Source organism: Streptomyces sp. SID9727 (genome assembly GCF_010550605.1).
In the GTDB taxonomy this organism is placed as follows: Bacteria; Actinomycetota; Actinomycetes; order Streptomycetales; family Streptomycetaceae; genus Streptomyces.
Genome location: NZ_JAAGNI010000171.1, coordinates 1 through 26,190, shown reverse-complemented (window position 1 = coordinate 26,190; position 26,190 = coordinate 1). Strand labels below are relative to the sequence as shown.

The following is a 26,190-nucleotide window of genomic DNA, read 5'->3' as shown; positions in this document are numbered from 1 at the left end:
GTGCCTCACTTCCGGTACAGCTCCTCGATCTCCCCCGCGAAGTCCCGCGCGATCGCGTCCCGCTTCAGCTTCAGTGACGGCGTGAGGTGGCCGCCCTCCTCGGTGAAGTCCACCGGGAGCACCGTGAACGTGCGGATCGACTCGGCGCGGGAGACGAGGCGGTTGGCCTCGTCCACCGCGCGCTGGAGCGTGGTGCGCAGTTCCTCGTCGTGGACGAGTTCGCGCATCGGGACGTCCTGCTTCTTGCGCATCCGGCACCAGTGCGCGAGCCCGTCCGCCTCCAGCGTGATCAGGGCCGTGATGAAGGAGCGGTTGTCGCCGACCACCATGCACTGGCTGACCAGCGGATGGGCGCGCAGCCAGTCCTCCAGCGGAGCCGGGGTGACGTTCTTGCCGCCCGACGTGATGATGATCTCCTTCTTGCGGCCGGTGATCGTGAGGTAGCCGTCCTCGTCGAGCGCGCCCAGGTCCCCCGTCGCGAACCAGCCGCCGTCGAGAGCCGGGACCGCCGCACCGCGCCCGGCGTCCCAGTAGCCCTGGAACACCTGCCCGCCGCTGAGCAGCACCTCCCCGTCGTCGGCTATGCGCACGGCGGTGCCGGGCATCGGCCAGCCGACCGTGCCCAGACGGGGCTTGAGCGGCGGGGTGACCGTGGCGGCGGCGGTCGTCTCGGTCAGGCCGTAGCCCTCGAAGATCTCGATGCCGGCGCCCGCGTAGAACGCCGCGAGCCGCCGCCCCAGCGGGGAGCCGCCGCAGATGGCGTACCGGACGTGCCCGCCGAGCGCCGCCCGGATGCGGCGGTAGACCAGCGGGTCGTACAGCGCCCGCGCGGCGCGCAGCCCGAGGCCGGGGCCCGGGCCCGTGCCGTGTTCGGCGGCCTCGACGGCCTGCCCGTACCGCTGGGCGATCCGGGCGGCCCGGTCGAAGGAGGAGGCGCGGCCCATCTTCTCGGCGGTGGCCCGGCCCGTGTTGTAGACCTTCTCCAGGACGTACGGGATCGCCAGCAGGAACGACGGCTTGAAACCGGCCATGTCCGCGAGCAGGTCCTCGGTCCTGATCGACGGCGCGTGCCCGAGGCGGACCCGGGCGCGCAGGCAGCCGATCGCGACCATCCGGCCGAAGACGTGCGACAGCGGCAGGAACAGCAGGGTCGACGCGGGGTACTTGCTCACCGACTTGAAGACCGGGTGCAGCAGCTCGATGGCGTTGTCGACCTCGGCGAAGAAGTTGCCGTGGGTGAGCACGCACCCCTTGGGGCGGCCCGTGGTGCCCGAGGTGTAGATCAGGGTGGCCGGGGTCTCCGGCTCCAGGGTCGCGCGGCGCTCGGCGACGGCGTCGTCCGGGAGATCCCGGCCGAGCTTCTTCAGCCTGCCGAGCGCGCCCGTGTCGAACTGCCAGAGGTGCGCGAGCCCGGCGAGCTGCTTGCGCTCCTGGCTGATGATCCGGCCCTGGTCGGCGGACTCGACCGCGCAGGCCACGGCCCCGGAGTCCTGGAGGATCCAGCGGGCCTGGAAGGCGGACGAGGTCGGGTAGATGGGCACGGTGACCAGGCCGGCCGCCCAGGCCGCGAAGTCGAGCAGCGTCCACTCGTACGTCGTACGGGCCATGATCGCGATCCGGTCGCCGGCGCGCAGCCCTTCCGCGATCAGGCCCTTGGCGACGGCCAGCACCTCGGCGGCGAAGTCGGCGGCGGACACGTCCTGCCAGCCGCCGTCCGGCTGCTTGCGGCTGAGGACGGCTTCGGCGGGGGCCTCGCGGGCGTTGTCGAACGGGATCTCGGCGAGCGATCCGCGCCGGACGGCCGGGGCGAACGCCGGTACGGAGACCTGCCGGACGGTGCCGCGGGCGTCCCGCTCCACCGTCGGCTCGACTAGGGCGGGAACGGTGGGGGCGGGGGAAGGTGCGGGTGGCGTGGACACGTGCGGCTCCTCGGCAAGGGGGACGGGCGGGTTCACTGCTGTCGTACGGCGGTGCGCGGCGCGGCGGGGGTACCTCGTCCTCGCGGCCCCGCCGCGCCGCGCACCGCCCGGCTCACACGCGTTCGAGGATCGCCGTGACGCCCTGGCCGCCCGCCGCGCAGATCGAGATCAGCCCCCGGCCCGGGGCGTCCCGCTCCGCGAGGAGCTTGGCCAGGGTGGCGACGATGCGGGCGCCCGTCGCGGCGAAGGGATGGCCGGTGGCGAGCGAGGAACCCGCGACGTTCAGCCGGTCCCGGTCGACGGGCGCGAGCCCCTGCTTCTCCCAGGCGGCCAGCGTGGCCAGCACCTGGGAGGCGAACGCCTCGTGGATCTCGACGAGGTCGAAGTCCTCGATACCGAGACCGGCCCGCTCCAGCAGCCGGGGCACGGCGTACGCGGGCGCCATCAGGAGCCCGTCCTCGCCGTTCACGTAGTCCACCGCGGCGGTCTCGTACAGCGAGAGGTACGCCTGCGGTTCGAGCCCGTGCGCCTCGGCCCACTCCTCGCTCGCCAGGAGCACGGTCGCGGCGCCGTCGGTGAGCGGCGTCGAGTTGCCCGCGGTCATCGTCGCGTCGGGACGGCCGGTGCCGAACACGGGCTTCAGCGTGGCGAGTTTCGCCTCCGTGGAGCCCGGCCGCAGGTTCTGGTCGCGCTCCAGGCCCTGGTACGGGACGACGAGGTCGTCCAGGAAGCCCCGTTCGTACGCGGCGGCGAGCCGCTGGTGGCTGGTGGCGGCGAGGCGGTCCTGCTCGGCGCGGCCGATGTCCCACTGCCGGGCGGTGAGCGCCGCGTGGTCGCCCATCGAGAGCCCGGTGCGGGGTTCGGCGTTGCGCGGGATGTCCGGGACGAGGTGCCGGGGCCGTACGCCCGTGAGGGCCTTCGCGCGGGCGCCCGCCGACTTGGCGCGCCGGACGGAGAGCAGCAGCCGGCGCAGTTCGTCGTTGACGCCGAGGGGGGCGTCGCTGGTGGTGTCCGTGCCGCCCGCGATCGCGGAGTCGATCGCCCCCAGCATGATCTTGTTCGCGGCGGCGATCACCGCCTGGAGGCCGGTGCCGCACGCCTGCTGGACGTCGTACGCGGGGGTGCGCGGGTCGAGCCGCGAGCCGAGGACCGTCTCGCGGGCCAGGTTGAAGTCGCGGCTGTGCTTGAGGACCGCGCCCGCCGCGAACTCGCCCACGCGCTCGCCGTGGAGCCCGAACCGGTCGACCAGGCCGTCGAGCGCGGCGGTCAGCATCTGCTGGTTGGAGACCTGGGCGTAGGGCCCGTCGGAGCGGGCGAACGGGATGCGGCTGCCGCCGATGACCGCGACGCGGCGGGGCTGCGGGAGTGCGAGGGGAATCAACTCGACCAACTCATCTCGACCAGCTCCTGACTCTTGAGTAACCTTACTCCAGAGTAAATCTACGACCGAGCAGGGAGTCTGGACAATGGCCGACCGCTATCTGCACCTGACCGGCACGGCACCCGGCAAGTTCCTCACCCGGAAACTCGGTCTCCCGCAGCCCGCCCGGCTGCGCCGCTGGACCCTGGAGACACCGACGCTCACCGGCCCCGTCCTCCACCTCACCGCGGGCCCGTCCGCGATCACCGAGGAGGTGGCCGCGCTCCTCACCGCCACCGGCCTGGAGGTCGTCGCCCGCGCGGACCGGCCCGCCGCCCTCGTGCTCGACGCCACCGCCGTCGACACCGCCGCCGGGCTCGGGGCCGTGCACGCCGCCCTCCACCCGGTCGTCCGCTCGCTCACCCCCGGCGGCCGGGTCGTCGTCCTCGGGGTGCGGCCCTCGCCGGAGGACCACCACCAGGCCGCCGCCCAGCAGGCCCTGGAGGGCTTCACGCGCTCGCTCGGCAAGGAGATCGGCAAGGGCGCCACCGTGCAGCTGGTCCGGATCGCCCCGTCCTCCGTCGCCTCCGCCGAGTCCACCCTGCGCTTCCTGCTCTCGCCCCGGTCCGCGTACGTCAGCGGCCAGGTCATCGAGGTCACCGACGCCGCCCCCGACCCGGTCCGCGACTGGGCCGCCCCGCTCTCCGGCCGGACCGCCCTCGTCACCGGCGCCGCCCGGGGCATCGGGGCCTCCGTCGCCTCGGTCCTGGCCCGCGACGGCGCCCAGGTCATCTGCCTGGACGTGCCCCAGGCCCAGGACGACCTGGTCCGCACCGCCGACCGCCTCGGCGCCACCGCGCTCCCCCTCGACATCACCGCCGAGGACGCCGCCGACCGCATCGCCGCCGCCGCGCCTACCGGCCTGGACGTCCTCGTCCACAACGCCGGCATCACCCGCGACCGGCGGCTCGCCAACATGGCCGCCGATCGCTGGGCCCAGGTCATCGACGTCAACCTGGACAGCGTCCTGCGCACCACCGACGCGCTGCTGAAGGCGGGCACGGTCAACCGGGGCGGCCGGATCGTCGCCACCGCCTCCATCGCGGGCATCGCCGGCAACAACGGCCAGACCAACTACGCGGCCAGCAAGGCCGGCGTCATCGGCCTCGTCCGCTCCCTGGCCCCGCGCGCCGCCGCCGAGCACGGCGTCACCGTCAACGCGGTGGCCCCCGGCTTCATCGAGACGAAGATGACCGCCGCCGTCCCGCTCCTCATCCGCGAGGCGGGCCGCCGGATGAACTCCCTCGCGCAGGGCGGCCTCCCGGTCGACGTCGCCGAGACCACCGCCTGGTTCGCCCAGCCCGCGTCCGCCGCCGTCAACGGCCAGATCGTCCGGGTCTGCGGCCAGAGCCTGCTGGGGGCGTGACCCGATGAGCCTGACCCTCTCCCTGGCCCGGGGCGCCCTCACCTCGCCCTTCAAGCGGGCCGGACGTCCCGGCGCCACCCTCCCCGCCGGCCGCCTCCGGCTGCCCGCCGCGCCCCTCGCCCCCGGACGCCTCGCCGCGTACCGCACGCTCTGCGGCTTCCCGGCGACCGGGCCGCTGCCGGTGACGTACCCGCACGTCCTGGCGTTCCCGCTGGCCATGCGGCTGATGACCCGCCGCGACTTCCCGCTCCCGGTGACGGGCCTCGTCCACACCTGGATCGAGATCACCGCCCACCGCACCCTGCGGCCGGAGGACCTGCTCGAACTCACCGTGTACGCGGAGAAGCTGAGCCCGCACCGGCGCGGCACCGAGGTCACCGTGGTGACCGAGGCGCGCCTCGCGGACGAGCTGGTGTGGGAGTCCCGCAGCGGCTACCTGTCCCGGCACGCGACGCGCACGGAAGCGCCGGCCCCGGGGGCACCCTCGGCGCCGCTCCCCGCCGTCGCCGAGTGGCGGCTGCCCGGCGACCTCGGGCGGCGGTACGCGGCGGTCTCCGGCGACCGCAACCCGATCCACCTCCACCCGCTGACCGCCCGGCTCTTCGGCTTCCCCCGGGCCATCGCCCACGGCATGTGGACCGTCGCCCGCTGCCTGGCCGAGATCCCGGACCCGGCCACTCTCCGCACCGTGCGGACCGACTTCCGCGCCCCGGTCCTGCTGCCCGGCACGGTCACGTACGCCACCGACTCCACGGCGTTCGAGCTGCGCGGCGGCGAGGACGGGGCGCGGGTGCACCTCACCGGCACTACGGGCTAGGCGCCTGCCACGGGCGGCCGTTCATCAGGTTCTCCAGGCCCGCCCAGGAGAAGTTCATCATCGTGGCCGCCGCCTCCCGGGCCGAGACGCCCGGGGTCTCGTTGGCCCAGCCGGCCAGCGCCTCCGCCGCGCCCACCAGGGCCTGCGCGAGGCCCGCCACGTCCCGGTCCGGGAGCGCCGGGTCGTGGTGCGCCTCGCGGGCGGCGGCGCCGATCAGACCGGTCACGAACGCGACGATCTCCTCACGCATCACGTTGACCTCGGTGGCGAACGGCTCCCCGTGGGTCCGCGCCTGCCGGTACAGCACCGCCCAGCCGTCCGGGTTCTCCGCGGTGTGCGTGAAGAACGCCCGCAGCCCCTCCCAGAGCTGCCGGTCGGCCGGGAGGCCGGGCTCGACGCCCCCCTGGACGGCGGCCAGCAGCGCCCGCGCCTCGCGCCGGATGCACGCGGTGAACAGCTCGTCCTTTGAATTCAGGTACAGGTAGACCAAGGGCTTGGACACCCCGGCCAGCTCGGCGATCTCGTCCATCGAGGCGGCCCGGTACCCCCGCTGCCCGAACGTCTGCACCGCGGCGTCCATCATCTGCTGCTCGCGCACGGCGCGCGGCATCCGCTTGTTCCGCACAGCACCCACGTCGACTCCCTCCCGTACTCCCCGGTAAGGGTACGGGGCCGCGCCCCGGCGCCCGTCGTGCACCGCACGCCCGAGGGCCCCTCCTCCGCGTGGAGAAGGGGCCCTCGGGTGATGCCGGGCGGGATCAGGCGGCGACCGGAACGCGCTCCGGCTCCGTGTCGCGGATCTCCTCGTCCTCGTCCACCGGGGAGGCGGAGGCCGAGTTGTACGCGTCGTGGTCCAGGATCTTCTCCCGGGCCGAGACGAGCACCGGGACGAGCGCCTGGCCGGCCACGTTGGTGGCGGTGCGCATCATGTCCAGGATCGGGTCGATGGCCATCAGCAGGCCGACACCCTCCAGCGGGAGGCCCAGGGTCGACAGGGTCAGCGTCAGCATGACCGTGGCGCCGGTCAGACCGGCGGTGGCCGCCGAACCGATGACCGAGACGAACGCGATCAGGACGTAGTCACCGACACCCAGCTGCACGTCGAAGATCTGCGCGATGAAGATCGCGGCGAGCGCCGGGTAGATCGCGGCGCAGCCGTCCATCTTGGTGGTGGCGCCGAACGGGACGGAGAAGGAGGCGTACTCCTTCGGGACGCCCAGGCGCTCGGTGACCTTCTGGGTGACGGGCATGGTGCCGACCGAGGAGCGCGAGACGAACGCCAGCTGGATCGCGGGCCAGGCGCCCTTGAAGAACTGGAGCGGGCTCAGCTTCGCGACGGTGGCGAGCAGCACGGGGTAGACGACGAACAGCACCAGGGCGCAGCCGATGTAGACGTCGGCGGTGAACGTCGCGTACTTGCCGATCAGGTCCCAGCCGTAGTCGGCGATCGCGTAGCCGATGAGGCCGACGGTGCCGAGCGGGGCGAGGCGGATGACCCACCACAGGGCCTTCTGAAGGAGTTCCAGGACGGCTTCGCTGAGGGTGAGGATCGGCTGGGCCTTCTCACCGAGCTTGAGGGCGGCGATGCCGGCGACGGCGGCCATGAAGACGATCTGGAGGACGTTCAGCTCGGCGAACGGCGTGATGACGTTGTCCGGGACGATGCCGGTCAGGAAGTCGAGCCAGGAGCCGGCGTGCTCGGGGAGCTTGCCGTCCTTCGGGGTGAGGCCGGTGCCGGACCCCGGGTTGGTGACCAGGCCGATCGCGAGGCCGATGGCCACGGCGATCAGCGACGTGATCATGAACCAGAGCACGGTGCGGCCGGCCAGCCGGGCGGCGTTGTTGACCTTGCGCAGGTTGGTGATCGACACCACGATCGCGAAGAAGACGAGGGGCGCGACGGCCAGCTTCAGCAGCTGGACGAAGATGTGGCCGACCTTGTCGAGCGTGGTGTACAGCCAGTCGATGTCCTGGCTGCGGGCGAGCCAGCCGAGCAGGACGCCGAGAACCAGACCGGCGACGATCTGGGCCCAGAACGGGACCTTCGGTATGCGGAAGCCGGAGCCCGCGGGCTTCTCGGCGGTGGACGCGGGGTTCGCGGACACGGACACACTCCAGATGTGACGCATCGGGACGCACGGGGACGGTGTGCGGGGGACGGGGGTGCGGCGCCCGCGTCAGGGGCGGCGCCGCTGCATGGTGCCGGTATCAGACGTTGCGGCAACAGACCGCGGACATACAGCGGCAGAGATCGACGTGAAGGCGCTCCACGAGCGGGACGCTCGTGGCAGATCGGAGGCGCACATCAGTCTTCATGCCGAACACGTTAACACTTGAACTTTGAGAACCTCAAAGGTCTTCTTTGGTACGAGAGAGCGCTCCACCCCCGCCCCCAACCGCCCCGGAATCCCCAACTCCGCGTCAGGGCACGAAAAACCCCAGTACAGGAGCGACTGCTCCCGTGCTGGGGTTCGACGGAGAAAGGTGCGGAGTGTGAGGAAGCTTACATTCCCCTTACGTACCCGTTACGGGGTCACGCCGTCCTCACGCGTGCGGTTGGCCTCCAGGCGGGCCTTGGCGCGGTCGACGGAGGAGACGATCTGCTGGGACATCTCGTCGCGCTGCTTGCGCAGCAGGACGAAGCTCAGCGGCGCGGACAGCACCAGGGCGAGCAGGATGACCCAGACGACGTTGGACCCGCCGACCCCGGACGGCACCAGTCCGAAGTGGACGGCGACGGCGGCGACGACGAGGCAGCCGACGAAGATGCTGAGACGCATCGCGGTGTACCGGATCGTTGCGCTCGGCTTGGCAGCGGACACAGCTGGCCTTCTCTCTACGTACGACAGTCCTGCCCGACCAGTGAAGCATGCCCCGCAATCGATCGATTCGCTGGGCCGCTTCCCGGGCGCTCAGCCCAGCGGCAGCAGCATGAAGATGTCGTCCCGGTCGTCGCCCTCGGCCACCCGGATCGCGCCGGGCACGCGCCCGACCTCCTTGTAACCGCAGGCGGCGTAGAAGCGGTCGGCGCCGGTGCCGCCCCGGCAGGTGAGCCGGACCGCCTCGATGCCCTCGGTCGCGCGCGCCGCGTCCGCGACGACGGCCATCAGGTCGCGGCCGTACCCCTTGCCCTGGTGGCGGGGGTGGACCATCACCGTGTACGCCCACAGCCAGTGCCGCATCAGCCGGTGCGTGTTGAGCGTGAGGAACGCGGTGGCGGCGACGCGCCCCTCCTCGTCGTGACCGACGACCAGCCGGGTCCGCCCCTCGGTCAGGGCCACCTGGTGCTTGAGCAGCTCCGGCCGGATGTCCTCCTCCGACACCGGCGGCACGAAGCCCACCGCACCGCCCGCGTTGGAGACATCGGCCCAGAGCGTGACGATGCCGTCGCGCACGGGACGGCCGAACGCCGGGTCCACCTCAAATGTAAGAGCCATGGATGCAGATTAACTATTACACCCCGCATGCTCAAACGGCGTCCGGAACGCGAGAAAGCTCCGGCCGGGGACGGTGGCCGGAGCTTTCGAACGTGCGGCGTCGCGCGCGCGGCGCGCGCCGGGGTCAGACCCGCATCGGCTGCGGCGACTCACGCCGCTCCGCGTCCGGGCCCGGGTACTCGCGGATGATCTCGTACCGGGTGTTGCGCTCCACCGGCCGGAAGCCGGCGTCGCGGATCAGGTCGAGCAGGTCCTCGCGGGTCAGCTTGTTGGGCGTGCCGTAGTTGTCCGCGTCGTGCGTGATCTTGTACTCGACGACCGAGCCGTCCATGTCGTCCGCGCCGTGCTGGAGGGCGAGCTGGGCGGTCTGCACGCCGTGCATCACCCAGAACACCTTGACGTGCGGGACGTTGTCGAACAGCAGCCGGGAGACGGCGAAGGTCTTCAGCGCCTCGGCGCCGGTCGCCATCGTGGTCCGCGCCTGGAGCTTGTTGCGGACCTTGCCGTCCTTCATGTCCACGAAGTCGTGCTGGTAGCGCAGCGGGATGAAGACCTGGAAGCCCCCGGTCTCGTCCTGGAGCTCACGCAGCCGCAGCACGTGGTCGACGCGGTGCCGGGGCTCCTCGATGTGCCCGTACAGCATGGTCGCCGGCGTCTTCAGCCCCTTCTCGTGGGCGAGCCGGTGAATGCGCGACCAGTCCTCCCAGTGGGTGTCGTGGTCCACGATGTGCTGGCGGACCTCCCAGTCGAAGATCTCCGCGCCGCCGCCGGTCAGCGACTCCAGACCGGCCTCGATCAGCTCGTCCAGGATCTCCGACGCGGAGAGCTTGGAGATGGTCTCGAAGTGGTGGATCTCGGTGGCGGTGAACGCCTTCAGGGAGACCTGCGGCAGCGCCTCCTTGAGCGCGCTGAGCGAGCGCGGGTAGTAGCGCCACGGCAGGGACGGGTGCAGCCCGTTGACGATGTGCAGCTCGGTGAGGTTCTCGCCCTCCATCGCCTTGGCGAGCTTCACCGCCTCCTCGATGCGCATGGTGTACGCGTCCTTCTCCCCCGGCTTGCGCTGGAAGGAGCAGTACGCGCACGAGGCGGTGCACACGTTCGTCATGTTGAGGTGACGGTTGACGTTGAAGTGGACGACGTCGCCGTTCTTGCGCGTCCGCACCTGGTGGGCCAGCCCGCCCAGCCAGGCCAGGTCGTCGGACTCGTAGAGCGCGATCCCGTCCTCGCGGGTCAGCCGCTCACCGGCTTCGACCTTCTGCTCCAGTTCGCGCTTGAGTCCCGCGTCCACCAGTGCTCCTCAATTCCTCGCCGTACCGAACCCGCCCACCGTACGCCTAGCCCTCCTCGGGGAGGTCCCCGACCCGGTTCTCCCACTTGGTGGAGAGCACGACGGTGGTACGGGTGCGCGAGACGCCCTTGGTGGAGCTGAGGCGGCGGATCGTCTTCTCCAGCCCGTCCACGTCACCCACCCGGACCTTGAGCATGTACGAGTCGTCGCCCGCGATGAACCAGGCGTCCTCGATCTCCGCGAGGTCCTTCAGCCGGTGCGCCACGTCCTCGTGGTCGGCGGCGTCGGAGAGCGAGATGCCGATGAGGGCCGTGACCCCGAGGCCGAGCGAGGCCGCGTCGACGGTGGCGCGGTAGCCCGTGATGACACCGGCGGATTCCAGCCGGTTGATGCGGTCCGTGACGCTGGGCCCGGAGAGCCCGACGAGCCGCCCGAGCTCGGCGTACGAGGCCCTGCCGTTCTCCCGGAGGGCCTGGATGAGCTGCCTGTCCACCGCGTCCATGTGACTGAAACCTTCCATTGTTCAGCAGTACCGCGAGTCTACGTGTAGAATCCAAGGCACGCAGGCATTTGAGCCTGCAAATCTTCTCGCACAACCAAAAATCGCTTACGAATCTTCAGGAGTGACGACACCGTGTACACGATCGAGATGGCCTACGCCCGGATGCGCGAGCTTCAGGACCTGGCCAACCGCTCGCGTGCCCACCGCCCCGCCGCCGCCCTCGGGGCCGACCGCACCCGCGGCCCCCGACGCGCGCCCAAGAAGCGCTGACCCCACCGGATCAGCCCGGGGAGCCGCCCCCCAGCTCCCCCTCCCAACGGCGGTACAGCCGGTGCGGCACACCCGCCGCGTCCAGCACCCGCCCCGCGACGAAGTCCACCAGATCCTGGATGTGCGTCGCCCCCGCGTAGAAGCCCGGCGAGGCGGGCAGCACGACCGCGCCCGCCTCGTCCAGGGCCACCAGCTGCTTCAGCGTCTGCCCGCTCAACGGGGTCTCCCGGACCGCGACCACCAGCTTCCGCCGCTCCTTGAGCGTCACGCTCGCCGCCCGCTGCAACAGGTCCTTCGACAGCCCCAGCGCCACCCCCGCCACGCAGGCCGTCGAGGCCGGGACGATCAGCATCCCCTTCGCCGGGTACGACCCCGAGGACGGCCCCGCGGCCAGATCACCGGCCGCCCAGTGGCGTACGCCCGACAGGTCCACGTCGAAGGTCTCCGGCTTCCCGTCCGCCCCCCGCGCCAGCCAGGCCGCCAGGTCCTCGCGCCAGTGCGCGTCCCGGTAGGCGATCCCCGTCTCGTCCAGGAGCGTCAGCCGCGAGGCCCGGCTCACGACCAGGTCCACGCTCTCCCCCGCCGCCAGCAGCCCGCGCAGCACCGCGGCGGCGAAAGGCGTGCCCGAAGCGCCGGAAACCCCGACAATCCAAGGCATTCGCTGCTGCTGACTCACTGAAGACCGGGAATCCACACCCCCGAGCCTATCCGGCACACCGGACGCGGAACTGTCCGAGGGGCCCGGCGTCAGCCGGCAGGGCCACCTCTTCGGGCTCATGGGCGGGTGGTGGCGGCCTTCGCGCCGCGCCGCCCCACCGCCCCGGGCGCGCTCACACCGTGAGGCCGCGCACCACCAGGTCCAGCAGCGCGCACACGAACAGCGCTATGCCGATGAAGCCGTTGACCGAGAAGAACGCCCGGTTCAGCCGGGACAGGTCGTGCGGGCGCACCACCCGGTGCTCGTACACGAAGGCGACCGAGACGATCACCATGCCGATCCAGTAGAAAACCTCCGCGTCCGTGGCGAGGCCGAACCAGACCAGCAGGCCCGTCGTCACCACGTGGCACACCCGCGCGCCCCACAGCGCGGCCGGGATGCCGAAGCGCGCCGGGAAGGACAGCACCCCGTGCGCCCGGTCGGCCTGCACGTCCTGGCAGGCGAAGATCAGGTCGAAGCCGCCGATCCAGATGCCGACGGCCAGCCCCAGGATCACCGCGTCCCACGACCAGCTGCCGGTCACCGCCAGCCAGGCCCCGACCGGGCCCATGGCCTGGGCGAGCCCCAGGATGGCGTGCGGGAAGTTCGTGAACCGCTTGCCGTACGGGTAGACGACCATCGGGATCACCGCGACCGGTGCCAGCGCCAGGCAGAGCGGGTTCAGCAGGGCCGCGGCCCCGAGGAACACGACGACGGCGACGAGCGCGCCCGTCCACGCCGACTTCACCGACACCGCACCGGTCACCAGCTCACGGCCCGCGGTGCGCGGATTGCGGGCGTCGATCTCGCGGTCGATGATCCGGTTCGCGGCCATGGCGAACGTCCGCAGCCCGACCATCGCGACCGTGACGAGCAGCAGCGTGACCCACTGGATCTCCCCGCCGTCGAGGAACATCGCGGTGAGGGCGGCGATGTACGCGAAGGGCAGCGCGAAGACGGAGTGCTCGATCATCACGAGCCGCAGGAACGCCTTCACCCTGCTGTTCGGTTGTGCGGGCCCCGATCCCAGGGTCGCTTCGGCGGTGCTCACAGGCCGTATTCCTTCCACCGGCGGTCCACCAGGGCCGCCGTCTCCGGGTCCGACTCGACCATGTCCGGCCAGCCCCCGTCTCGCGTGTACCCCTCCTCGGGCCACTTCCTCGTCGCGTCGATGCCCGCCTTGCCGCCCCAGAACTGCTGGTACGAGGCGTGGTCGAGGTGGTCGACGGGACCCTCGGTGACCACCAGGTCGCGGGCGTAGTCCGTGTTGCCGAGGGCCCGCCAGGACACCTCGTGCAGGTCGTGGACGTCGCAATCCGAGTCCACGACGACGATCAGCTTCGTCAGCGACATCATGTGCGCGCCCCAGATGGCGCTCATGACCTTCTGCGCGTGCTTCGGGTACTTCTTGTCGATCGAGACGATCGCGCAGTTGTGGAAGCCGCCGGACTCCGGCAGGTGGTAGTCCACGATGTCCGGCACGATGATCTTGAGCAGCGGCAGGAAGAACCGTTCGGTGGCCCGCCCGAGCGGCCCGTCCTCGGTCGGCGGCCGGCCCACCACGATGGACTGGAGCAGGGGCCGCTTCCGCATGGTCACGCAGTCGATCGTCAGCGCGGGGAACGGTTCCTGCGGGGTGTAGAACCCGGTGTGGTCGCCGAACGGCCCCTCGGGCAGCGTCTTGCCGGGCTCCAGCCAGCCCTCGATGACCACCTCGGCGTTGGCCGGCACCTGGAGCGGCACGGTCTTGCAGTCGACCATCTCGATCCGCTTGCCCTGGATGAACCCGGCGAACAGGTACTCGTCGATGTCCCCGGGCAGCGGCGCGGTGGAGGCGTACGTGACGGCGGGCGGCGCGCCGAACGCGATGGCGACGGGCAGCCGCTCCCCGCGCCGGGCGGCGACCTGGTAGTGGTTGCGGCTGTCCTTGTGGATCTGCCAGTGCATCCCGATGGTGCGCCGGTCGTGCCGCTGGAGCCGGTAGAGCCCGAGGTTGCGGACGCCGGTCTCCGGGTGCTTGGTGTGCGTCAGCCCCAGGTTGAAGAAGGAGCCGCCGTCCTTGGGCCAGGTGAACAGCGCGGGCAGCCGGTCCAGGTCCACGTCGTCGCCGGTGAGGACGACCTCCTGGACGGGCGCGTTCTCGCCCTTCACCTTCTTCGGCGGCACGTGCACCATCGACCCGAGCTTCCCGAAGGCCTCCCGCACGCCGACGAAGCCGTGCGGCAGCTCGGGCCTGAGCAGCCCGCCGATCTTCTCGCTGATCTCCCCGTAGGACTTCAGCCCGAGCGCCTTGAGCAGCCGCTTGTCGGTGCCGAAGACATTCATGGCCAGGGGCATCGAGGACCCCTTGACGTTCTCGAAGAGCAGCGCGGGCCCGCCGGCCTTGTTCACCCGGTCGACGATCTCACCGACCTCCAGGTAGGGGTCGACCTCGGCCTTGATGCGCTTGAGCTCGCCCTCGCGCTCCAGAGCCCGGAGGAGGGATCGAAGATCGTCGTAAGCCATGGGGACAAGTTTGACATCCTCCCCCACGGAGGCCGTCAGGGCTCCCCGCGTCAGCCGTCGACCGCCGTCCGGTCAGCCCGGCATCGGCACCCCGCGAACGCGGTCGGGCTCCGCGTCCGGTCCCGCCCTCTCCGCACACCGCAGCCGCATGGGCGACCGAGCGCCACACGGGGGAATCCCTGGCCGGATCGCGCCTGTTCGCCTCCGCGCCGGCGGCCGAACCGCACCCGGAGCTGCTCGCCGCCGGTTCCCACCTGCTCGCCGTGGGCCGTAGACGACACCCGCTACCCTGGGCCCTTCACCGGGGCGGGGGAATGCCCCGCCCACTCTCTTCGGGGGGACTTTTCCACCATGTTCCGGGCCCTGATCTACCTTCTGCCGCTGGCACTGACGATCTTCGCGTTCATCGACTGCCTGAACACCCCGGAGGACGAGGCCAAGCACCTGCCGAAGATCGCCTGGGTCTTCATCATCCTGCTGTTCTGGATCGTCGGCCCGATCGTCTGGCTGGCCGCCGGCAAGGTCCGCCAGGCGCCCGCCGGAGGCCGTACGCCCTCGGAGTGGCACCGCAACCACCGTCAGCAGTGGGTGGCTCCGGACGACAACCCGGACTTCCTGAAGTCGCTGAAGGAGGAGAACAAGAAGGACGAGGCGCTCCTCAAGGACTGGGAGGCGGACCTGCGCCGCCGCGAGGACGAGCTGAAGCGCCGTGAGAACGGCACCGAGGAAGCCTCCTAGGACCTGTCCTGGGCGGCACCCGCCGGGTCCAGGATCCGGGCCAGCGTGCGGCGGCCCAGCGCGCTCATCGGCGGATTGCTCTCCGCGTAGTACCAGACCAGGCCCATCGCCTGCTCGAACGCCCACGCCCTGCCGCGCTCCCACTCCAGGTCGTCGCAGCCCAGCGCCCGCCGGAACACCTCGCGCGGGCCCGGGCCCAGCAGGTGCCAGGCGCCGACCAGGTCCAGCGCCGGGTCGGCCGGGCCGAAGCCGCCGGTGTCGAGCACGCCGCCGAGCCGGCCGCCCAGGACCAGGACGTTGCCGGGGATCAGATCGCCGTGGCTCATCACGTCGGGGCTCGTGCGCGGCAGCTCCCGGAAGCCGGCCCACAGCGCGCGCAGCGGTACCGCGTCGAGCAGGCCCTCGCTCTCCTCGAAGCACGTGGCCATCCAGCCGTCGTGGTCGGCGATCGCCCCGCCGCGCCCCCGGCCGCCGAAGGAGCGGCCCCCCGTGCCGGCGTCCCGGAGGCCGGCGACGAAGTCCGCGAGGTCCTGGGCGAAGGCGTCGGAAGCGGCCGGGTCGGCGTCGAAGGCGTTGGTCCCGGGCAGCCAGGTCTGGACGGCCCAGGGCATGGGGTAGCCGGCGCCGGGCGCGCCGAGGGCGACCGGTTCCGGGACGGGGAAGCGGGAGACGCGCGCCAGCTCCGCGGCCGCCCGGGCCTCCTGTTCCAGGGCTGCCAGCGCCTCGGCGGGGTCGTTCCCGTGCAGCGGGAAGCGGGCGGAGAGGCCGTCACCGATGCGGAAGATGGTGTTCATCGTGCCGGTGGAGGCCAGGGGTCGGACGGCCTCGCCGGCCCACTGCGGGAACTGGTCGCGGATCAGGGCCGCGACGGTCTCGGCGGTCACGTCCACCTGGTCGTCGTGCATGGTCACGTGCTGCCCCTCCCCCGGGGAACGACCGCTGCCCGCCCCGGCGGACCGGTGGCGGGCAGGCGGTGCAGCGGTGTGCGTCAGACGCCGGCGTACGAGTGCTTGCCGGTGACGAAGATGTTGACGCCGTAGTAGTTGAACAGCCAGCAGCCGAAGGCGACCAGGGCCAGGTAGGCGGCCTTGCGGCCCTTCCAGCCGGCGGTGGCGCGGGCGTGCAGGTAGGCGGCGTACGCGACCCAGGTGATGAAGGACCAGACCTCCTTGGGGTCCCAGCCCCAGTAGCGGCCCCAGGCGTCGCCCGCCCAGATCGCGCCCGCGATGATCGTGAACGTCCACAGCGGGAAGACGGCCGCGTTGATCCGGTACGAGAACTTGTCGAGGGTCGACGCGGACGGCAGCCGGGAGAGCACCGACTGCGCGAAGGAGCCGGGCTCCTGGCCGCTCGCGAGCTTGTTCTCGTAGCTGTCGCGGAAGAGGTAGAGCAGGGTGCCGACCGCGCCGATGTAGAAGACGGCGCCGCAGATGATGGCGGTGGAGACGTGGATCCACAGCCAGTAGGAGTGCAGCGCGGGCACCAGTTGGTCGCTGGAGGTGTAGAGGACCGTGGTCGCGATGCCGAGGTCCAGCAGGACGGTGGTGACGAGCAGCAGCCCCATCCAGCGGACGTTCTTCTTCAGCGCGAGCAGGATCAGGTACGCGCCGACCGCCACCGTGGAGAAGGTGATGGAGAACTCGTACATGTTGCCCCAGGGCGCGCGCTGCACCGACAGCGCGCGGGCGACGACGCCGCCGGCCTCGACCAGGAACGCGAGGACGGTCAGCGAGACCGCCATCCGCCCGTAGAGGTCGCCCTTGAACGTGCCGCCGGCGGCGCCGGGCCCGTCCGGTACGTCACGCGAGCCGGCTGCGGACCGGGTGATGACCTTGGGCTTCTCCAGGACGGCGGTGCCCCCGCCCTTGGCGGCGACCTGGACCTTCACCGTGCCGGCCGCCGCGGCGGCCTCCTCGGTGGTGAGCGCGGCGGCGGTGCGGCCCACCTTGCTCCGGCTGCCGAACACCCACTCCGCGATGTGCGCGAAGAAGGCCAGGGTGTACACGGCCATCGACGAATAGATCAGCACATTGCTGGTGTGTGCCAGATTCTCGTTGGTTGCGGCGGCGAGATTCACTTCTCAGCCCCTTCGGCGGGTTCTACGGAGGACGCCTCGGCGACGTCGCTGTCGGTGCCGGGCGCGGTGGGCGCCTCGGCGTTGAGCGTGACCGCGAGGTCGGCCAGCTCCTCGGGAAGCTTCGCGGACTCGCTGCGGCCGAGCCCGGCCATCTCGACCACGGTGACGCCGTCGGCGCCGCGCACGGCCCGGATCCAGACGCGTCGGCGCTGGATGAACAGGGAGCCGGCGAGGCCGGCGATGGCGGCCACGGCGCCGGTGAGCGCCCAGCCGCTGGCGGGCTGTTCGGAGATCTGGAAGCTCGCCCACTCCTGGAGGCCCTCGAAGGTGATGGAGCCGGCCCCGTCGGGCAGCTTCATCGTCTCGCCGACGAGGAGGCGCTGCTTGAGCTGCTTGCCGTCGGCGTCCTTGAACTCCTTCATCTTGCTCGTGTCCAGCTGGTACACGTTCTGCGCGATGCCGGAGTCGACGCCGATGGAGCCGTGGTAGCCGTTGAGCGCCAGGACGGGGAAGTCGGCGGCCGGGAACTGGGACCACATGGTGCCCTTGCCCTTGCCCGCGAAGGTCGGCACGAAGAACGCCTGGAAGCCCAGCTGCTCGATCTTGCCGTTCTTGTTCCGGTAGCCGTCGAGCACCTTGATGGCGCCGCTCGACGTGACGTTGTTGTCGATGGGCAGCAACGGGACGGCGGCCTTGTAGACCTCCTTGCCCCGGCCGTCCTTGACGGAGACGACGGGCGCGTAGCCGTGGGCGTTGAGGTAGACCTTCGTGCCGTGGACGACGAGGGGTTCGTTGACCTTGATGACCTTCTTCTCCGGCTTGCCGTACGCGCCGTCGGAGAAGGTCACGCGGGCCTCGTAGGTACGCGGGGTGCCGATCTGCGGCCCCTTGCGCTCGTACGTGCCGATGAAGTCGTCCAGGGTGAAGCTGAACGGAGTCAGCTCGTCGTCGTCGTAGAGCGAGCCGGACTTGAAGTTGTCGTACTGGGTGGTCGTGTTGGAGAAGCCGTCGCCCTCGACGACCAGTTTGGCGCCCTCGTACTTGAAGAGCTGGCCCCAGGCGAAGGCGACGAGCATCACGATGAGCGCGATGTGGAAGATCAGGTTGCCGGCCTCGCGCAGGTAGCCCTTCTCGGCGGCGACGGCGTCACCGGCGAGGTGGGCCCGGTAGCGGCGCTTGCGGACGATCGCGAGCGCGGCCTCGTGGACCTTCTCCGGCTCGGCCTCGGTGCGCCAGGTGGTGTACGCGGGGAGCCGGGTGAGGCGCTTGGGGGCGCCCGGCGGGCGGCTGCGGAGCTGGCCGACGAACGTGGCGGTGCGCGGGACGATGCAGCCGATGAGCGAGACGAACAGCAGGATGTAGATCGCGGAGAACCACACCGAGCTGTAGACGTCGAAGAACTGGAGCTTCTCGTAGATCGGCGTGACGACGGTGTGCGCGTCCTTGAACGTCTGCACCTTCAGCTCGTCCACGCTGTTCTGCGGGATCAGCGAGCCGGGGATGGCGCCGAGCGAGAGCAGGAAGAGCAGGATCAGCGCGACCCGCATGGAGGTGAGCTGGCGCCAGAACCAGCGGATCCAGCCGATGACGCCCATGGCGGGGAGGTTCGCCAGGGTCTCCTCGCGGGGGGCGGTGGAGAGCTGGGAGCCGGCGGCGCCGAGCTCAGCTGCGTTCTCCTGGTCCCGCTCCTGGGAGGGGTTGGAGGTGGTGTTGCTCATTGGTACTCAGATCCCCACCTGGAAGCCGTCCGACCAGCCCTGTAGTTCCTGCATCATGCTGCCCCACGCGCCTGTGAGCAGGAGCAGCCCGGTCACGATCATCATTCCGCCGCCGATGCGCATGACCCAGGCGTAGTGGCGCTTGACCCATCCGAACGCGCCGAGGGCCTTGCGGAAGGCGACGGCGGCGAGCACGAAGGGGATGCCCAGGCCCATGCAGTAGGCGACGGTCAGTATGGCGCCGCGTCCCGCGGTGCCCTGGTCCATGGCGAGGATGGACACCGAGCTGAGCGTGGGCCCGAGGCACGGGGTCCAGCCGATGCCGAAGAGGGCGCCGAGCAGCGGGGCGCCGACCAGGCCGGTCACCGGCTTCTTGTGGATGCGGAACTCGCGCTGCGTCATCCACGGCATGAGGCCCATGAAGAAGACGCCCATGAGGACCATCAGCACACCGAGCACCTTGGTGAGCGGTCCGCTGTTGGCCTGGAGCGTGTCGCCGAAGAAGCCGAAAAGCGCGCCGCCGGAGACGAAGACGGCGGTGAAGCCCGCGACGAAGAGCGAGGCGCCCGCGACCATCCGGCCGCGCCGGGCCTCGGCGAGGTCGGCGCCGCTGACTCCGGTGACGTAGCTGAGGTAGCCGGGGACGAGCGGCAGGACGCAGGGCGAGAAGAACGAGACGAGCCCGCCGAGCAGGGCGATGGGCAGGGCGACCAGGAGGGCCCCGTTCATGACCGTGCCGTTCTGCATGGCGGCGGCGAGGGTGCTCACCTGATCACTTCTCCGCGATCAGCGGGTCGATCATCTTGTGCAGATCGGTGTCGTCCATCGGGCCCACGAAGCGGGCGGCGAGCTTGCCGTCCCGGTCGATGACGACGGTCGACGGGATGGACTGGAGCCGGAAGGTGCCCTTGGGGAAGCGCAGCAGGAGCTTTCCGGTCCGGTCGTAGAAGCTGGGGTAGGGGGTCTCGTGGCTCTCTTCGAACTGCACGGCGTTGCTCTTGGAGTTGTCGCGGGTGTTGATGCCCACGAACTGCACGCCCTTGTCCTCGGTGGCCTCGGCGACCTTCTTGAAGTACTTCGCTTCGAGCCGGCAGGGGGCGCACCACGAGCCCCAGGCGTTCAGGACGATGATCTTGCCCTTGTAGTCGGCGAGGTCGAGCTGCTTGCCGTCCACGGTCTCGCCGGCGAGCTCCGGTGCGTCGACGCGCTCGTCCTTGGGCGCGGTGGCGATTCCGCCGTTGCCCGTGACGAAGTTGGTGTCGCCGCCGCCGCTGGTCTTGCTGCCGGAGTCGCACGCGGTCAGCGTCAGTGCGAGCGCGGCGGCCGCCAGGGGGGCGGCGAGCAGCGTGAAGCGGCGTCGGGGTGCGCGGCCATGGCTCATGTGAAAAGTTTCGCATGGCCGTTCCGGGGATCTTGGGCACCCCCCTCGGTGCCCGTAAAGCCCGTTGTCAGGCTCGTTTAAAGAAGGTGTTCCAGCCGCCTGCGGGTGCTTCGCCCACCTGGAGTGTACGCAGCTTGGCGAGGACCGCCGGGTCCTGGACATCGAGCCAGTCGACGAACTGCCGGAAGGAGACGAGGCGCACATCCGGTTTACCGGCGATGTGCTTGAGTGCTTCTTCGACGGCGTCCATATAGATGCCGCCGTTCCACTCCTCGAAGTGGTTTCCGATGTAGAAGGGCGCGCGGTTCGTCTCGTAGGCGCGTTTGAATCCGCTGAGATAGGACTGCGTGGCCTGTTCGCGCCAGCCGGGATAGCGGGAGGGCATTCCCTTGGTCGAGTTCTGCGACTGGTTGGCGAGGATGTTGTAGTCCATGGAGAGGACTTCGAAGGTGTGCCCGGGGAAGGGGATGCCCTGGAGCGGCAGGTCCCAGACGCCCTGGCGTTTGACGGGCCAGACCTGGGTGCCGCCGGGCGAGCTGGCGTCGTAGCGCCAGCCGAGCTTCTTGGCGGTGGGCAGCAGATTGTCCTGGCCGAGGAGACAGGGGGTGCGGCCGCCGACGAGTTCCTTGCGGTAATCGAAGGGGAGCGATTCCTCGCCGTCCCAGCCGGTGTTGGTGCGCCATTGGGTGACGAAGGAGATCGCCTGGTCGATTTCGCTCTGCCACTGGGCCGGGGTCCAGTTGGCGACCGATCCGGATCCGGCACAGAAATGCCCGTTGAAGTGGGTGCCGATCTCGTGGCCGTCGAGCCATGCCTGCCGGACGTTCTTCAGCGTCTCCTTGAGGTGGCCGTCGGTGAGATAGCCGATGTCGGAGGCGCCGACGGGGTTGTTCGGCGGGCGGTAGAGCGTCCTCTTCGATTCCGGCAGGAGATAGAGGCCGGAGAGGAAGAAGGTCATCGACGCGTCGTGTTCCCGGGCGAGTTCCAGAAAACGCGGGAAGAGCCCGTTGCCGACCTCGCCGGCCCCGTCCCAGGAAAAGATCACGAACTGCGGCGGCTTCTGACCGGGTTCCAGGGGCACGGGGGCGTGCGGCTGCTTCGGCTGTTTCCCGGTGTAGGCGGTGGAACCGTCGCCGATGGCGCGGACGCCCTTCTTGTTCCCGGTGCCCTTCGAGGTACCGCCGGCCGCCTTCTCTCCGGTCGCGCCCTTGTCCGGGCTCGGGCTTCCGTCACCGGGGCCGGCGGAGCCGGTGGTGCCGCACCCCGCCATTCCGGCGGCGGCCGCGGCGCCGAGACCGGCTCCGAGCAATCCCCTTCGGCTGATCTCACGCATGCGGCTTCCCATCTGCGGTCGTTTTGCCTTAAGTACATACAAACTGGCAATCGCTTAGATGGGAGGAGCCACACGGAGGTTCCCCCGGATAGCACAAAATTCTTTACGAAACCAGCCCCTGGCGTTGACCGAACACAAGTGCTGATCTCTTGACCTGCGGGGCCACTACGCCCCGAACCCCTTCGAGGCGCCCTTCACCGGCTTGGCACCGGCCCGCAGGTGCGCGGGGACCAGATCGCGGGCCGGCTCCGAGTAGCCGACGGAGACGATCTTGTCGCCCCGGTACGTGAAGCTGGTCAGCGAGGCGAGCGTGCACTGCCGCTTGCGCGGGTCGTGCCAGAGCCGCCGCCGCTCCACGAAGCTGCGCACGATCCAGATCGGCAGCTGGTGGCTGACGCAGACCGCCTCGTGCCCCCGGGCCGCGTCCCGGGCCGCGTCGAGCGCGCCCATCATGCGGACGACCTGCTCGATGTACGGCTCGCCCCAGGACGGGCGGAACGGGTTCGTCAGGTGCTTCCAGTTGTCCGGCTTGCGCAGCGCGCCGTCGCCCACGCCGAAGGTCTTGCCCTCGAAGACGTTGGCGGCCTCGATGAGCCGGTCGTCCGTGGCGAGGTCCAGGCCGTGCGCCTTGGCGATCGGGGTCGCGGTCTCCTGGGCGCGCTCCAGCGGGGAGGCGACGGCGTACGTGATGTCGCGCTTCTCCAGGTGCTCGGCGACCCGGTCGGCCATCTGCCGGCCCAGCTCGGAGAGGTGGTACCCGGCCCGGCGCCCGTACAGCACGCCCTCCGGGTTGTGCACCTCGCCATGGCGCATCAGGTGGACCACGGTGATGTCGTCGGGGTTCTTCTCGCTCATGCGGTGGCCTCCGAGGCGGCGCGGGCGGCGGCGGGCAGGGCGGCGGCGATGCGCTCGACGGCCTGCGTGTCGTGGGCGGTGGACACGAACCACGACTCGAACGCGGACGGCGGGAGGTAGACGCCCTGCGCCAGCATCGAGTGGAAGAACGGCGTGAAGCGGAAGGCCTCCTGCCGCTTGGCGTCCTCATAGTCGCGGACGGGCCCGTCCGTGAAGAACACGGAGAACATGTTGCTGGCCGCCTGGACGGTGTGCGCGACGCCCTCCTTGTCCAGGGCGGCGCTCACCAGACCCCGGATCTCGGCGGAGACCGCGTTCACCTTCGCGTACGCGGCGTCGTCCAGCAGCCGCAGCTGCGCGAGGCCGGCGGCGGTGGCGACCGGGTTCCCGGACAGCGTGCCCGCCTGGTAGACCGGGCCGGCCGGGGCCAGGTGCGCCATCACGTCGGCGCGCCCGCCGAACGCCGCGGCCGGGAAGCCGCCGCCCATGACCTTGCCGAAGGTCATCAGGTCCGGGCGGACCCCGTCGACGCCGTACCAGCCGGCCTTCGACGTACGGAAGCCGGTCATCACCTCGTCGGAGATGTACAGCGCCCCGTTGGCGGCGCACAGCTCCTTGAGCCCCGCGTTGAACCCGTCCAGCGGCGGGACGACGCCCATGTTGCCCGGCGACGCCTCGGTGATCACGCACGCGATCTCGCCCGGCCGCGCGGCGAACGCGGCGCGCACGGCCTCCAGGTCGTTGTACGGCAGCACGATCGTGTCGCCCGCCTGCGCGCCGGTGACCCCGGGGGTGTCCGGCAGCCCGAAGGTCGCGACGCCGGACCCGGCGGAGGCGAGCAGGGCGTCCACGTGGCCGTGGTAGCAGCCGGCGAACTTCACGACCTTGGCCCGGCCGGTGAACCCGCGGGCGAGGCGGATCGCGGACATCGTCGCCTCGGTCCCCGACGACACCAGCCGCACCTGCTCGACCGGCTCGACGCGCGCGACGATCTCCTCGGCGAGCGCGACCTCGCCCTCGCCGGGCGTACCGAACGAGGTGCCGCGGGCGACGGCCTCCTGGACTGCGGCGATCACCTCGGGGTGGGAGTGGCCGAGGATCATCGGCCCCCACGAGCACACGAGGTCGACGTACTCACGACCATCGGCGTCGGTCAGGTACGGACCGGTACCGGACACCATGAACCGGGGCGTACCGCCCACGGCCCGGAAGGCTCGGACAGGAGAGTTCACGCCGCCGGGCGTCACGAGGGACGCGCGGTCGAAAAGCGTCTGCGAAACTGGGGCGTCATAGGGAAAGCTCACACATGCCATGGTGTCAGAGCCACGGACGGTCTTTGCGGACAGGTGTTTCACCGCACGCCCGTGGGGGAGGTCACTGACACGATGATCGGGTTGCACGGCGGGGGCTGTGCCTCCTAGTGAGTAGTCGGGTGGATGAGATATGCATCGCGGTGGCGGAGTGGGCGAAGGGACCGACGGCCCGGGGCCCGAGCCTGCCCGGCGTGGCCGGCACCGGCGGCGCGAGGCCGAGCACACGCAGGGCATACAGGCCGGTGAGGCGCGGACGGGCGGAGCCGGGAGCGGGAGTGGTGGCCGGGTGGGGGTGACCTACAAGTACTTCGGTGCTCCCGACGGGGCCACCGCGGCACGCGTGCCCATCTCCATGCGCCCCGAGGAGCTCGGCGGCGACGAGCTCGGCATGGGCGGCATGTTCACCAAGATCAAGCCGGAGACGGTGGCCGCGATGGTCCTCACCGGAATCCAGGGCATACCTCTGCACAAGGTCCCCCCGCTGGAACTGGTCGTCCTGCACCCCGACTACGCCGTGGTCAAGCTCCCCATGACGGTGGTCGACCCGCTGCGCGGCGTCGGCGAGGAGTCGGTCGGCGCCGCCGCCTTCATCTGGTCCACGGTCCCGGACCGGGGCGGCCCGCGCGACGCGTTCAACGTCTACCAGCTGCTGCACGAGTGGCAGGACTTCAGCCACCGCCTGCACGACGCGGGGCACCAGGCGTACTGCCTGGTCTGGCCCTGACGGAGGCGCTGCTCGGGGCCGCCCCCGCCTACCGGACCCGGTACACCCGCCCCGTCTGCGCGCCCTCGACCGAGCGGACGTACGCCGTGGCCACGCGGGCCGCCGGGACCGCTTCGACGCCGGCGAAGAAGGAGCCGTAGGCGGGCAGGGACTCCTCGGCCACCGTGGGGCTGACCGCGTTGACCCGCTGGGGCGGGAGTTCGATCGCGGCGGCCCGGACGAACGCCTCCACCGCCCCGTTCGCCGCCGAGGCGGCTGCGCCGGCCGCGATGGGCTCCTCCGTCAGGATGCCGCTGACCAGGGTGAACGAGCCGTGCGGGGGCAGGTGGGCCGCGCCCTGGCGGACCAGGTCGAGCTGGCTCAGGGCCTTGCCGCGGAACGTGGCCGCGAAGTCGTCGGGGGTCAGGTCGGCGAGCGGGCGGAACACCGCGTCGCCGGCGGTGACCGCCACCGCGTCCAGCGGGCCGGCCTCCGCGTAGAGCCGGGCGACCTCGTCGGGCCGGGTCACGTCGGCCACCAGGTCACCGCCCGAGCGGCCGACCCCGATCACCGTGTGACCGCGCGCCGCCAGCGCCTTCCGTACCGCGCCGCCCAGCGTGCCCGCCGCGCCGACCAGGAGAATCCGCATGTCGCACCGTCCGTCCATCGTGTGTCCAGGGAGGCCGGGAGAGCCCCGGCGCCTTCGACGCTACGGACCCCGCGAGCGCGTCGGAAATGCCGTCTGCGCAGGGACTATGCTCCTCGGGCATGGATGATGTGGAGCTGCGCCACCTCAGGGCGCTGGACGCGGTGGCCGAGGCGGGCACCATCACCGGCGCCGCGGTCCGGCTGCACATGACGCAGCCCGCCCTCTCGCGCACGCTGGCCCAGCTGGAGTCACGGGTCGGCGTCCGGCTCGTCGACCGTTCGCCCCGGCACCTGGCGCTCACCCCGGCCGGGCGGACCCTGCTCGGGCACGGGCGGGCGATCCTCGCCCATCTCGACGCGGCCCTCGCCGACACCCGTACCGTCTCCCGCCCTCTGCGCATCGGCTACACCTGCGCGGTGCTCGGACGGCAGACCGTTCCGCTGCTGCGCTCGTGGCGCCGGGCGCACCCGCACGTCCCGCTCGACGTGGTCCGCCAGGACAACAGCACGGCGGGGCTGGCCACCGGGGCCACCGATGTCGCCGTGCTCCGCACCGTCCCCGCCGACCCCCGCATCCGCACCGAGGCGCTGTACACGGAGGACCGGGTCGCCGCCCTGCCCGACGACCACCCGCTCGCCGGCCGGGAGCGGGTCCTGATGGCCGAACTGACCGCCCGCCCGCCCCTCCCCCTCGCCCTGTGGCCGGACACCGGCACCGCGTCGCCCGGCCTGTGGCCGCCGGAGCAGCGCCCGGACCGCACGGTCGAGGTCGGCAATGTGGACGAGTGGCTGAACCTGATCGCCGCCGGGGGCGCCTTCGGCCTGGGGGCGGCGGGGACGGCCGAGAGCCACGGCCACCCGGGCGTCCGGTTCGTCCCGGTGGCCGACGCGCCCGCCGCGACCGTCTACCTCGCGCGCCCCGTTCATCCCACGCATCCGCGTACGGAGGACTTCCTGGCGGCGGTCCGGGACGTGGTGAGCGGCGGCTGAGCCGGAACGCCCGCCGCCGCCCGCACCGGGGCCCTTTCACGTACCCGGGAACGCGTCCCGCCGGCCCCCGACGACCACGAGCAGCGCCGCCGCCCCGAGCACGGCGGCGGACGCGGCGACCGCGCCGGTGCCCCAGTGGTCCAGCAGAAGGCCGCCGACGACACCGCCGAGGGCCATCGCCGCGTTCCACAGGGTGACCAGGGCGGCCTGCGC

General features: G+C 71.2%; 26 protein-coding genes. 6 read left to right on the top strand and 20 right to left on the bottom strand.

What is annotated here, in order from left to right; all coding sequences use genetic code 11:
• Nucleotides 1-5: 5 nt before the first annotated feature.
• Nucleotides 6-1,919: an AMP-dependent synthetase/ligase gene (locus tag G3I41_RS11355; RefSeq protein ID WP_164400075.1), complete on the bottom strand. Its 1,914-nt coding sequence runs from the start codon at nucleotides 1,917-1,919 to the stop codon at nucleotides 6-8.
• Between the two features lie 112 nt (nucleotides 1,920-2,031).
• Nucleotides 2,032-3,309 carry an acetyl-CoA C-acetyltransferase gene (locus G3I41_RS11350; protein ID WP_164400074.1) on the bottom strand — a complete coding sequence of 426 codons (1,278 nt, stop codon included), beginning with the start codon at nucleotides 3,307-3,309 and terminating at the stop codon, nucleotides 2,032-2,034.
• A gap of 76 nt (nucleotides 3,310-3,385) precedes the next feature.
• On the opposite strand from G3I41_RS11350, the gene G3I41_RS11345 reads away from it, so the two are divergent.
• Together G3I41_RS11345 and G3I41_RS11340 are read left to right on the top strand one after the other, a co-directional pair.
• The gene (locus tag G3I41_RS11345) at nucleotides 3,386-4,705 is read left to right on the top strand and encodes a 3-oxoacyl-ACP reductase (protein WP_164400073.1); all 1,320 of its coding nucleotides are present in this window, start codon (nucleotides 3,386-3,388) and stop codon (nucleotides 4,703-4,705) included.
• A 4-nt stretch (nucleotides 4,706-4,709) separates the two neighbouring features.
• Complete coding sequence (locus G3I41_RS11340) at nucleotides 4,710-5,522, top strand: MaoC/PaaZ C-terminal domain-containing protein (RefSeq protein WP_164400072.1); 813 nt, start codon at nucleotides 4,710-4,712, stop codon at nucleotides 5,520-5,522.
• Here G3I41_RS11340 and G3I41_RS11335 read toward each other — a convergent pair.
• The 6 genes from G3I41_RS11335 to G3I41_RS11310 form a co-directional block, all read right to left on the bottom strand.
• Complete coding sequence (locus G3I41_RS11335) at nucleotides 5,512-6,132, bottom strand: TetR/AcrR family transcriptional regulator (protein WP_164400092.1); 621 nt, start codon at nucleotides 6,130-6,132, stop codon at nucleotides 5,512-5,514. The two genes, G3I41_RS11340 and G3I41_RS11335, sit on opposite strands and share 11 nt — an antisense overlap.
• A 148-nt stretch (nucleotides 6,133-6,280) precedes the next feature.
• Nucleotides 6,281-7,627 carry a dicarboxylate/amino acid:cation symporter gene (locus G3I41_RS11330; RefSeq protein WP_164400071.1) on the bottom strand — a complete coding sequence of 449 codons (1,347 nt, stop codon included), beginning with the start codon at nucleotides 7,625-7,627 and terminating at the stop codon, nucleotides 6,281-6,283.
• A 420-nt stretch (nucleotides 7,628-8,047) separates the two neighbouring features.
• Nucleotides 8,048-8,302 carry a DUF4229 domain-containing protein gene (locus G3I41_RS11325; protein ID WP_164400070.1) on the bottom strand — a complete coding sequence of 85 codons (255 nt, stop codon included), beginning with the start codon at nucleotides 8,300-8,302 and terminating at the stop codon, nucleotides 8,048-8,050.
• Nucleotides 8,303-8,434: 132 nt separating this feature from the next.
• Nucleotides 8,435-8,959, bottom strand: a complete 525-nt coding sequence (locus tag G3I41_RS11320) for a GNAT family N-acetyltransferase (protein WP_203600740.1) — start codon at nucleotides 8,957-8,959, stop codon at nucleotides 8,435-8,437.
• Between the two features lie 124 nt (nucleotides 8,960-9,083).
• The gene (gene mqnE / locus G3I41_RS11315; RefSeq protein WP_164400069.1) at nucleotides 9,084-10,247 is read right to left on the bottom strand and encodes an aminofutalosine synthase MqnE; all 1,164 of its coding nucleotides are present in this window, start codon (nucleotides 10,245-10,247) and stop codon (nucleotides 9,084-9,086) included.
• Between the two features lie 46 nt (nucleotides 10,248-10,293).
• The gene (locus G3I41_RS11310; protein WP_164400068.1) at nucleotides 10,294-10,749 is read right to left on the bottom strand and encodes an Lrp/AsnC family transcriptional regulator; all 456 of its coding nucleotides are present in this window, start codon (nucleotides 10,747-10,749) and stop codon (nucleotides 10,294-10,296) included.
• 132 nt (nucleotides 10,750-10,881) lie between these two features.
• Between G3I41_RS11310 and G3I41_RS36355 the strand changes: the two genes are divergently transcribed.
• Nucleotides 10,882-11,019, top strand: a complete 138-nt coding sequence (locus G3I41_RS36355; RefSeq protein WP_203600755.1) for a hypothetical protein — start codon at nucleotides 10,882-10,884, stop codon at nucleotides 11,017-11,019.
• Between the two features lie 10 nt (nucleotides 11,020-11,029).
• Here G3I41_RS36355 and G3I41_RS11305 read toward each other — a convergent pair whose 3' ends face one another.
• From G3I41_RS11305 to G3I41_RS11295, 3 genes are all read right to left on the bottom strand, one after another.
• Nucleotides 11,030-11,695 carry a UbiX family flavin prenyltransferase gene (locus G3I41_RS11305; RefSeq protein WP_164400067.1) on the bottom strand — a complete coding sequence of 222 codons (666 nt, stop codon included), beginning with the start codon at nucleotides 11,693-11,695 and terminating at the stop codon, nucleotides 11,030-11,032.
• Nucleotides 11,696-11,849: 154 nt separating this feature from the next.
• Entirely contained in the window at nucleotides 11,850-12,767 is a 918-nt protein-coding gene (gene mqnP, locus G3I41_RS11300; protein WP_164400066.1) for a menaquinone biosynthesis prenyltransferase MqnP, read from the bottom strand.
• Nucleotides 12,764-14,221, bottom strand: coding sequence for a menaquinone biosynthesis decarboxylase (locus G3I41_RS11295; RefSeq protein WP_164400065.1), 1,458 nt, complete (start codon nucleotides 14,219-14,221; stop codon nucleotides 12,764-12,766). The genes mqnP and G3I41_RS11295 overlap by 4 nt, the downstream gene beginning before the upstream one ends.
• Nucleotides 14,222-14,572: 351 nt before the next feature.
• Between G3I41_RS11295 and G3I41_RS11290 the strand changes: the two genes are divergently transcribed.
• Nucleotides 14,573-14,959, top strand: a complete 387-nt coding sequence (locus tag G3I41_RS11290; RefSeq protein ID WP_164400064.1) for a PLD nuclease N-terminal domain-containing protein — start codon at nucleotides 14,573-14,575, stop codon at nucleotides 14,957-14,959.
• On the opposite strand, the gene G3I41_RS11285 is transcribed toward G3I41_RS11290, so the two are convergent.
• The 8 genes from G3I41_RS11285 to hemL all read right to left on the bottom strand — a co-directional run bounded on the left by G3I41_RS11285 (nucleotide 14,956) and on the right by hemL (nucleotide 23,636).
• Complete coding sequence (locus tag G3I41_RS11285; protein ID WP_164400063.1) at nucleotides 14,956-15,870, bottom strand: aminoglycoside phosphotransferase family protein; 915 nt, start codon at nucleotides 15,868-15,870, stop codon at nucleotides 14,956-14,958. The genes G3I41_RS11290 and G3I41_RS11285 overlap by 4 nt on opposite strands.
• A gap of 77 nt (nucleotides 15,871-15,947) precedes the next feature.
• Nucleotides 15,948-17,036: a c-type cytochrome biogenesis protein CcsB gene (gene ccsB, locus G3I41_RS11280; protein ID WP_164400062.1), complete on the bottom strand. Its 1,089-nt coding sequence runs from the start codon at nucleotides 17,034-17,036 to the stop codon at nucleotides 15,948-15,950.
• Nucleotides 17,033-18,754: a cytochrome c biogenesis protein ResB gene (locus G3I41_RS11275; protein WP_164400061.1), complete on the bottom strand. Its 1,722-nt coding sequence runs from the start codon at nucleotides 18,752-18,754 to the stop codon at nucleotides 17,033-17,035. The genes ccsB and G3I41_RS11275 overlap by 4 nt, the downstream gene beginning before the upstream one ends.
• Nucleotides 18,755-18,760: 6 nt before the next feature.
• Nucleotides 18,761-19,522, bottom strand: coding sequence for a cytochrome c biogenesis protein CcdA (locus G3I41_RS11270; protein WP_343242103.1), 762 nt, complete (start codon nucleotides 19,520-19,522; stop codon nucleotides 18,761-18,763).
• 4 nt (nucleotides 19,523-19,526) lie between these two features.
• Nucleotides 19,527-20,135 (bottom strand): TlpA disulfide reductase family protein, encoded by a 609-nt coding sequence (locus tag G3I41_RS11265; RefSeq protein ID WP_164400060.1) that lies wholly within the window; start codon nucleotides 20,133-20,135, stop codon nucleotides 19,527-19,529.
• A 67-nt stretch (nucleotides 20,136-20,202) separates the two neighbouring features.
• Nucleotides 20,203-21,468 (bottom strand): hypothetical protein, encoded by a 1,266-nt coding sequence (locus G3I41_RS11260; RefSeq protein ID WP_164400059.1) that lies wholly within the window; start codon nucleotides 21,466-21,468, stop codon nucleotides 20,203-20,205.
• 165 nt (nucleotides 21,469-21,633) lie between these two features.
• Nucleotides 21,634-22,323 (bottom strand): histidine phosphatase family protein, encoded by a 690-nt coding sequence (locus G3I41_RS11255; RefSeq protein ID WP_164400058.1) that lies wholly within the window; start codon nucleotides 22,321-22,323, stop codon nucleotides 21,634-21,636.
• Complete coding sequence (hemL, locus tag G3I41_RS11250; RefSeq protein WP_164400089.1) at nucleotides 22,320-23,636, bottom strand: glutamate-1-semialdehyde 2,1-aminomutase; 1,317 nt, start codon at nucleotides 23,634-23,636, stop codon at nucleotides 22,320-22,322. Before hemL ends, G3I41_RS11255 begins: the two co-directional genes overlap by 4 nt.
• Nucleotides 23,637-23,766: 130 nt before the next feature.
• Between hemL and G3I41_RS11245 the strand changes: the two genes are divergently transcribed.
• Entirely contained in the window at nucleotides 23,767-24,360 is a 594-nt protein-coding gene (locus tag G3I41_RS11245; RefSeq protein WP_164400057.1) for a hypothetical protein, read from the top strand.
• A gap of 28 nt (nucleotides 24,361-24,388) precedes the next feature.
• Here G3I41_RS11245 and G3I41_RS11240 read toward each other — a convergent pair whose 3' ends face one another.
• Nucleotides 24,389-24,988, bottom strand: a complete 600-nt coding sequence (locus tag G3I41_RS11240) for a short chain dehydrogenase (RefSeq protein ID WP_164400056.1) — start codon at nucleotides 24,986-24,988, stop codon at nucleotides 24,389-24,391.
• Between the two features lie 119 nt (nucleotides 24,989-25,107).
• Between G3I41_RS11240 and G3I41_RS11235 the strand changes: the two genes are divergently transcribed.
• Nucleotides 25,108-25,977 (top strand): LysR family transcriptional regulator, encoded by an 870-nt coding sequence (locus G3I41_RS11235; RefSeq protein ID WP_164400055.1) that lies wholly within the window; start codon nucleotides 25,108-25,110, stop codon nucleotides 25,975-25,977.
• The last annotated feature ends 213 nt before the right edge of the window (nucleotides 25,978-26,190 follow it).

Coding starts and splice junctions, on each gene's coding strand:
- hemL (WP_164400089.1), bottom strand. CDS start 23,636: ATGGCATGTGTGAGCTTTCCCTATGACGCCCCAGTTTCGCAGACGCTT.
- G3I41_RS11345 (WP_164400073.1), top strand. CDS start 3,386: ATGGCCGACCGCTATCTGCACCTGACCGGCACGGCACCCGGCAAGTTC.
- G3I41_RS11265 (WP_164400060.1), bottom strand. CDS start 20,135: ATGAGCCATGGCCGCGCACCCCGACGCCGCTTCACGCTGCTCGCCGCC.
- G3I41_RS11275 (WP_164400061.1), bottom strand. CDS start 18,754: ATGAGCAACACCACCTCCAACCCCTCCCAGGAGCGGGACCAGGAGAAC.
- G3I41_RS11240 (WP_164400056.1), bottom strand. CDS start 24,988: ATGCGGATTCTCCTGGTCGGCGCGGCGGGCACGCTGGGCGGCGCGGTA.
- G3I41_RS11260 (WP_164400059.1), bottom strand. CDS start 21,468: ATGCGTGAGATCAGCCGAAGGGGATTGCTCGGAGCCGGTCTCGGCGCC.
- G3I41_RS11235 (WP_164400055.1), top strand. CDS start 25,108: ATGGATGATGTGGAGCTGCGCCACCTCAGGGCGCTGGACGCGGTGGCC.
- G3I41_RS11325 (WP_164400070.1), bottom strand. CDS start 8,302: ATGCGTCTCAGCATCTTCGTCGGCTGCCTCGTCGTCGCCGCCGTCGCC.
- G3I41_RS11310 (WP_164400068.1), bottom strand. CDS start 10,749: ATGGACGCGGTGGACAGGCAGCTCATCCAGGCCCTCCGGGAGAACGGC.
- G3I41_RS11295 (WP_164400065.1), bottom strand. CDS start 14,221: ATGGCTTACGACGATCTTCGATCCCTCCTCCGGGCTCTGGAGCGCGAG.
- G3I41_RS11290 (WP_164400064.1), top strand. CDS start 14,573: ATGTTCCGGGCCCTGATCTACCTTCTGCCGCTGGCACTGACGATCTTC.
- G3I41_RS11335 (WP_164400092.1), bottom strand. CDS start 6,132: ATGCCGCGCGCCGTGCGCGAGCAGCAGATGATGGACGCCGCGGTGCAG.
- G3I41_RS11320 (WP_203600740.1), bottom strand. CDS start 8,959: ATGGCTCTTACATTTGAGGTGGACCCGGCGTTCGGCCGTCCCGTGCGC.
- G3I41_RS11340 (WP_164400072.1), top strand. CDS start 4,710: ATGAGCCTGACCCTCTCCCTGGCCCGGGGCGCCCTCACCTCGCCCTTC.
- G3I41_RS11255 (WP_164400058.1), bottom strand. CDS start 22,323: ATGAGCGAGAAGAACCCCGACGACATCACCGTGGTCCACCTGATGCGC.
- G3I41_RS11245 (WP_164400057.1), top strand. CDS start 23,767: ATGCATCGCGGTGGCGGAGTGGGCGAAGGGACCGACGGCCCGGGGCCC.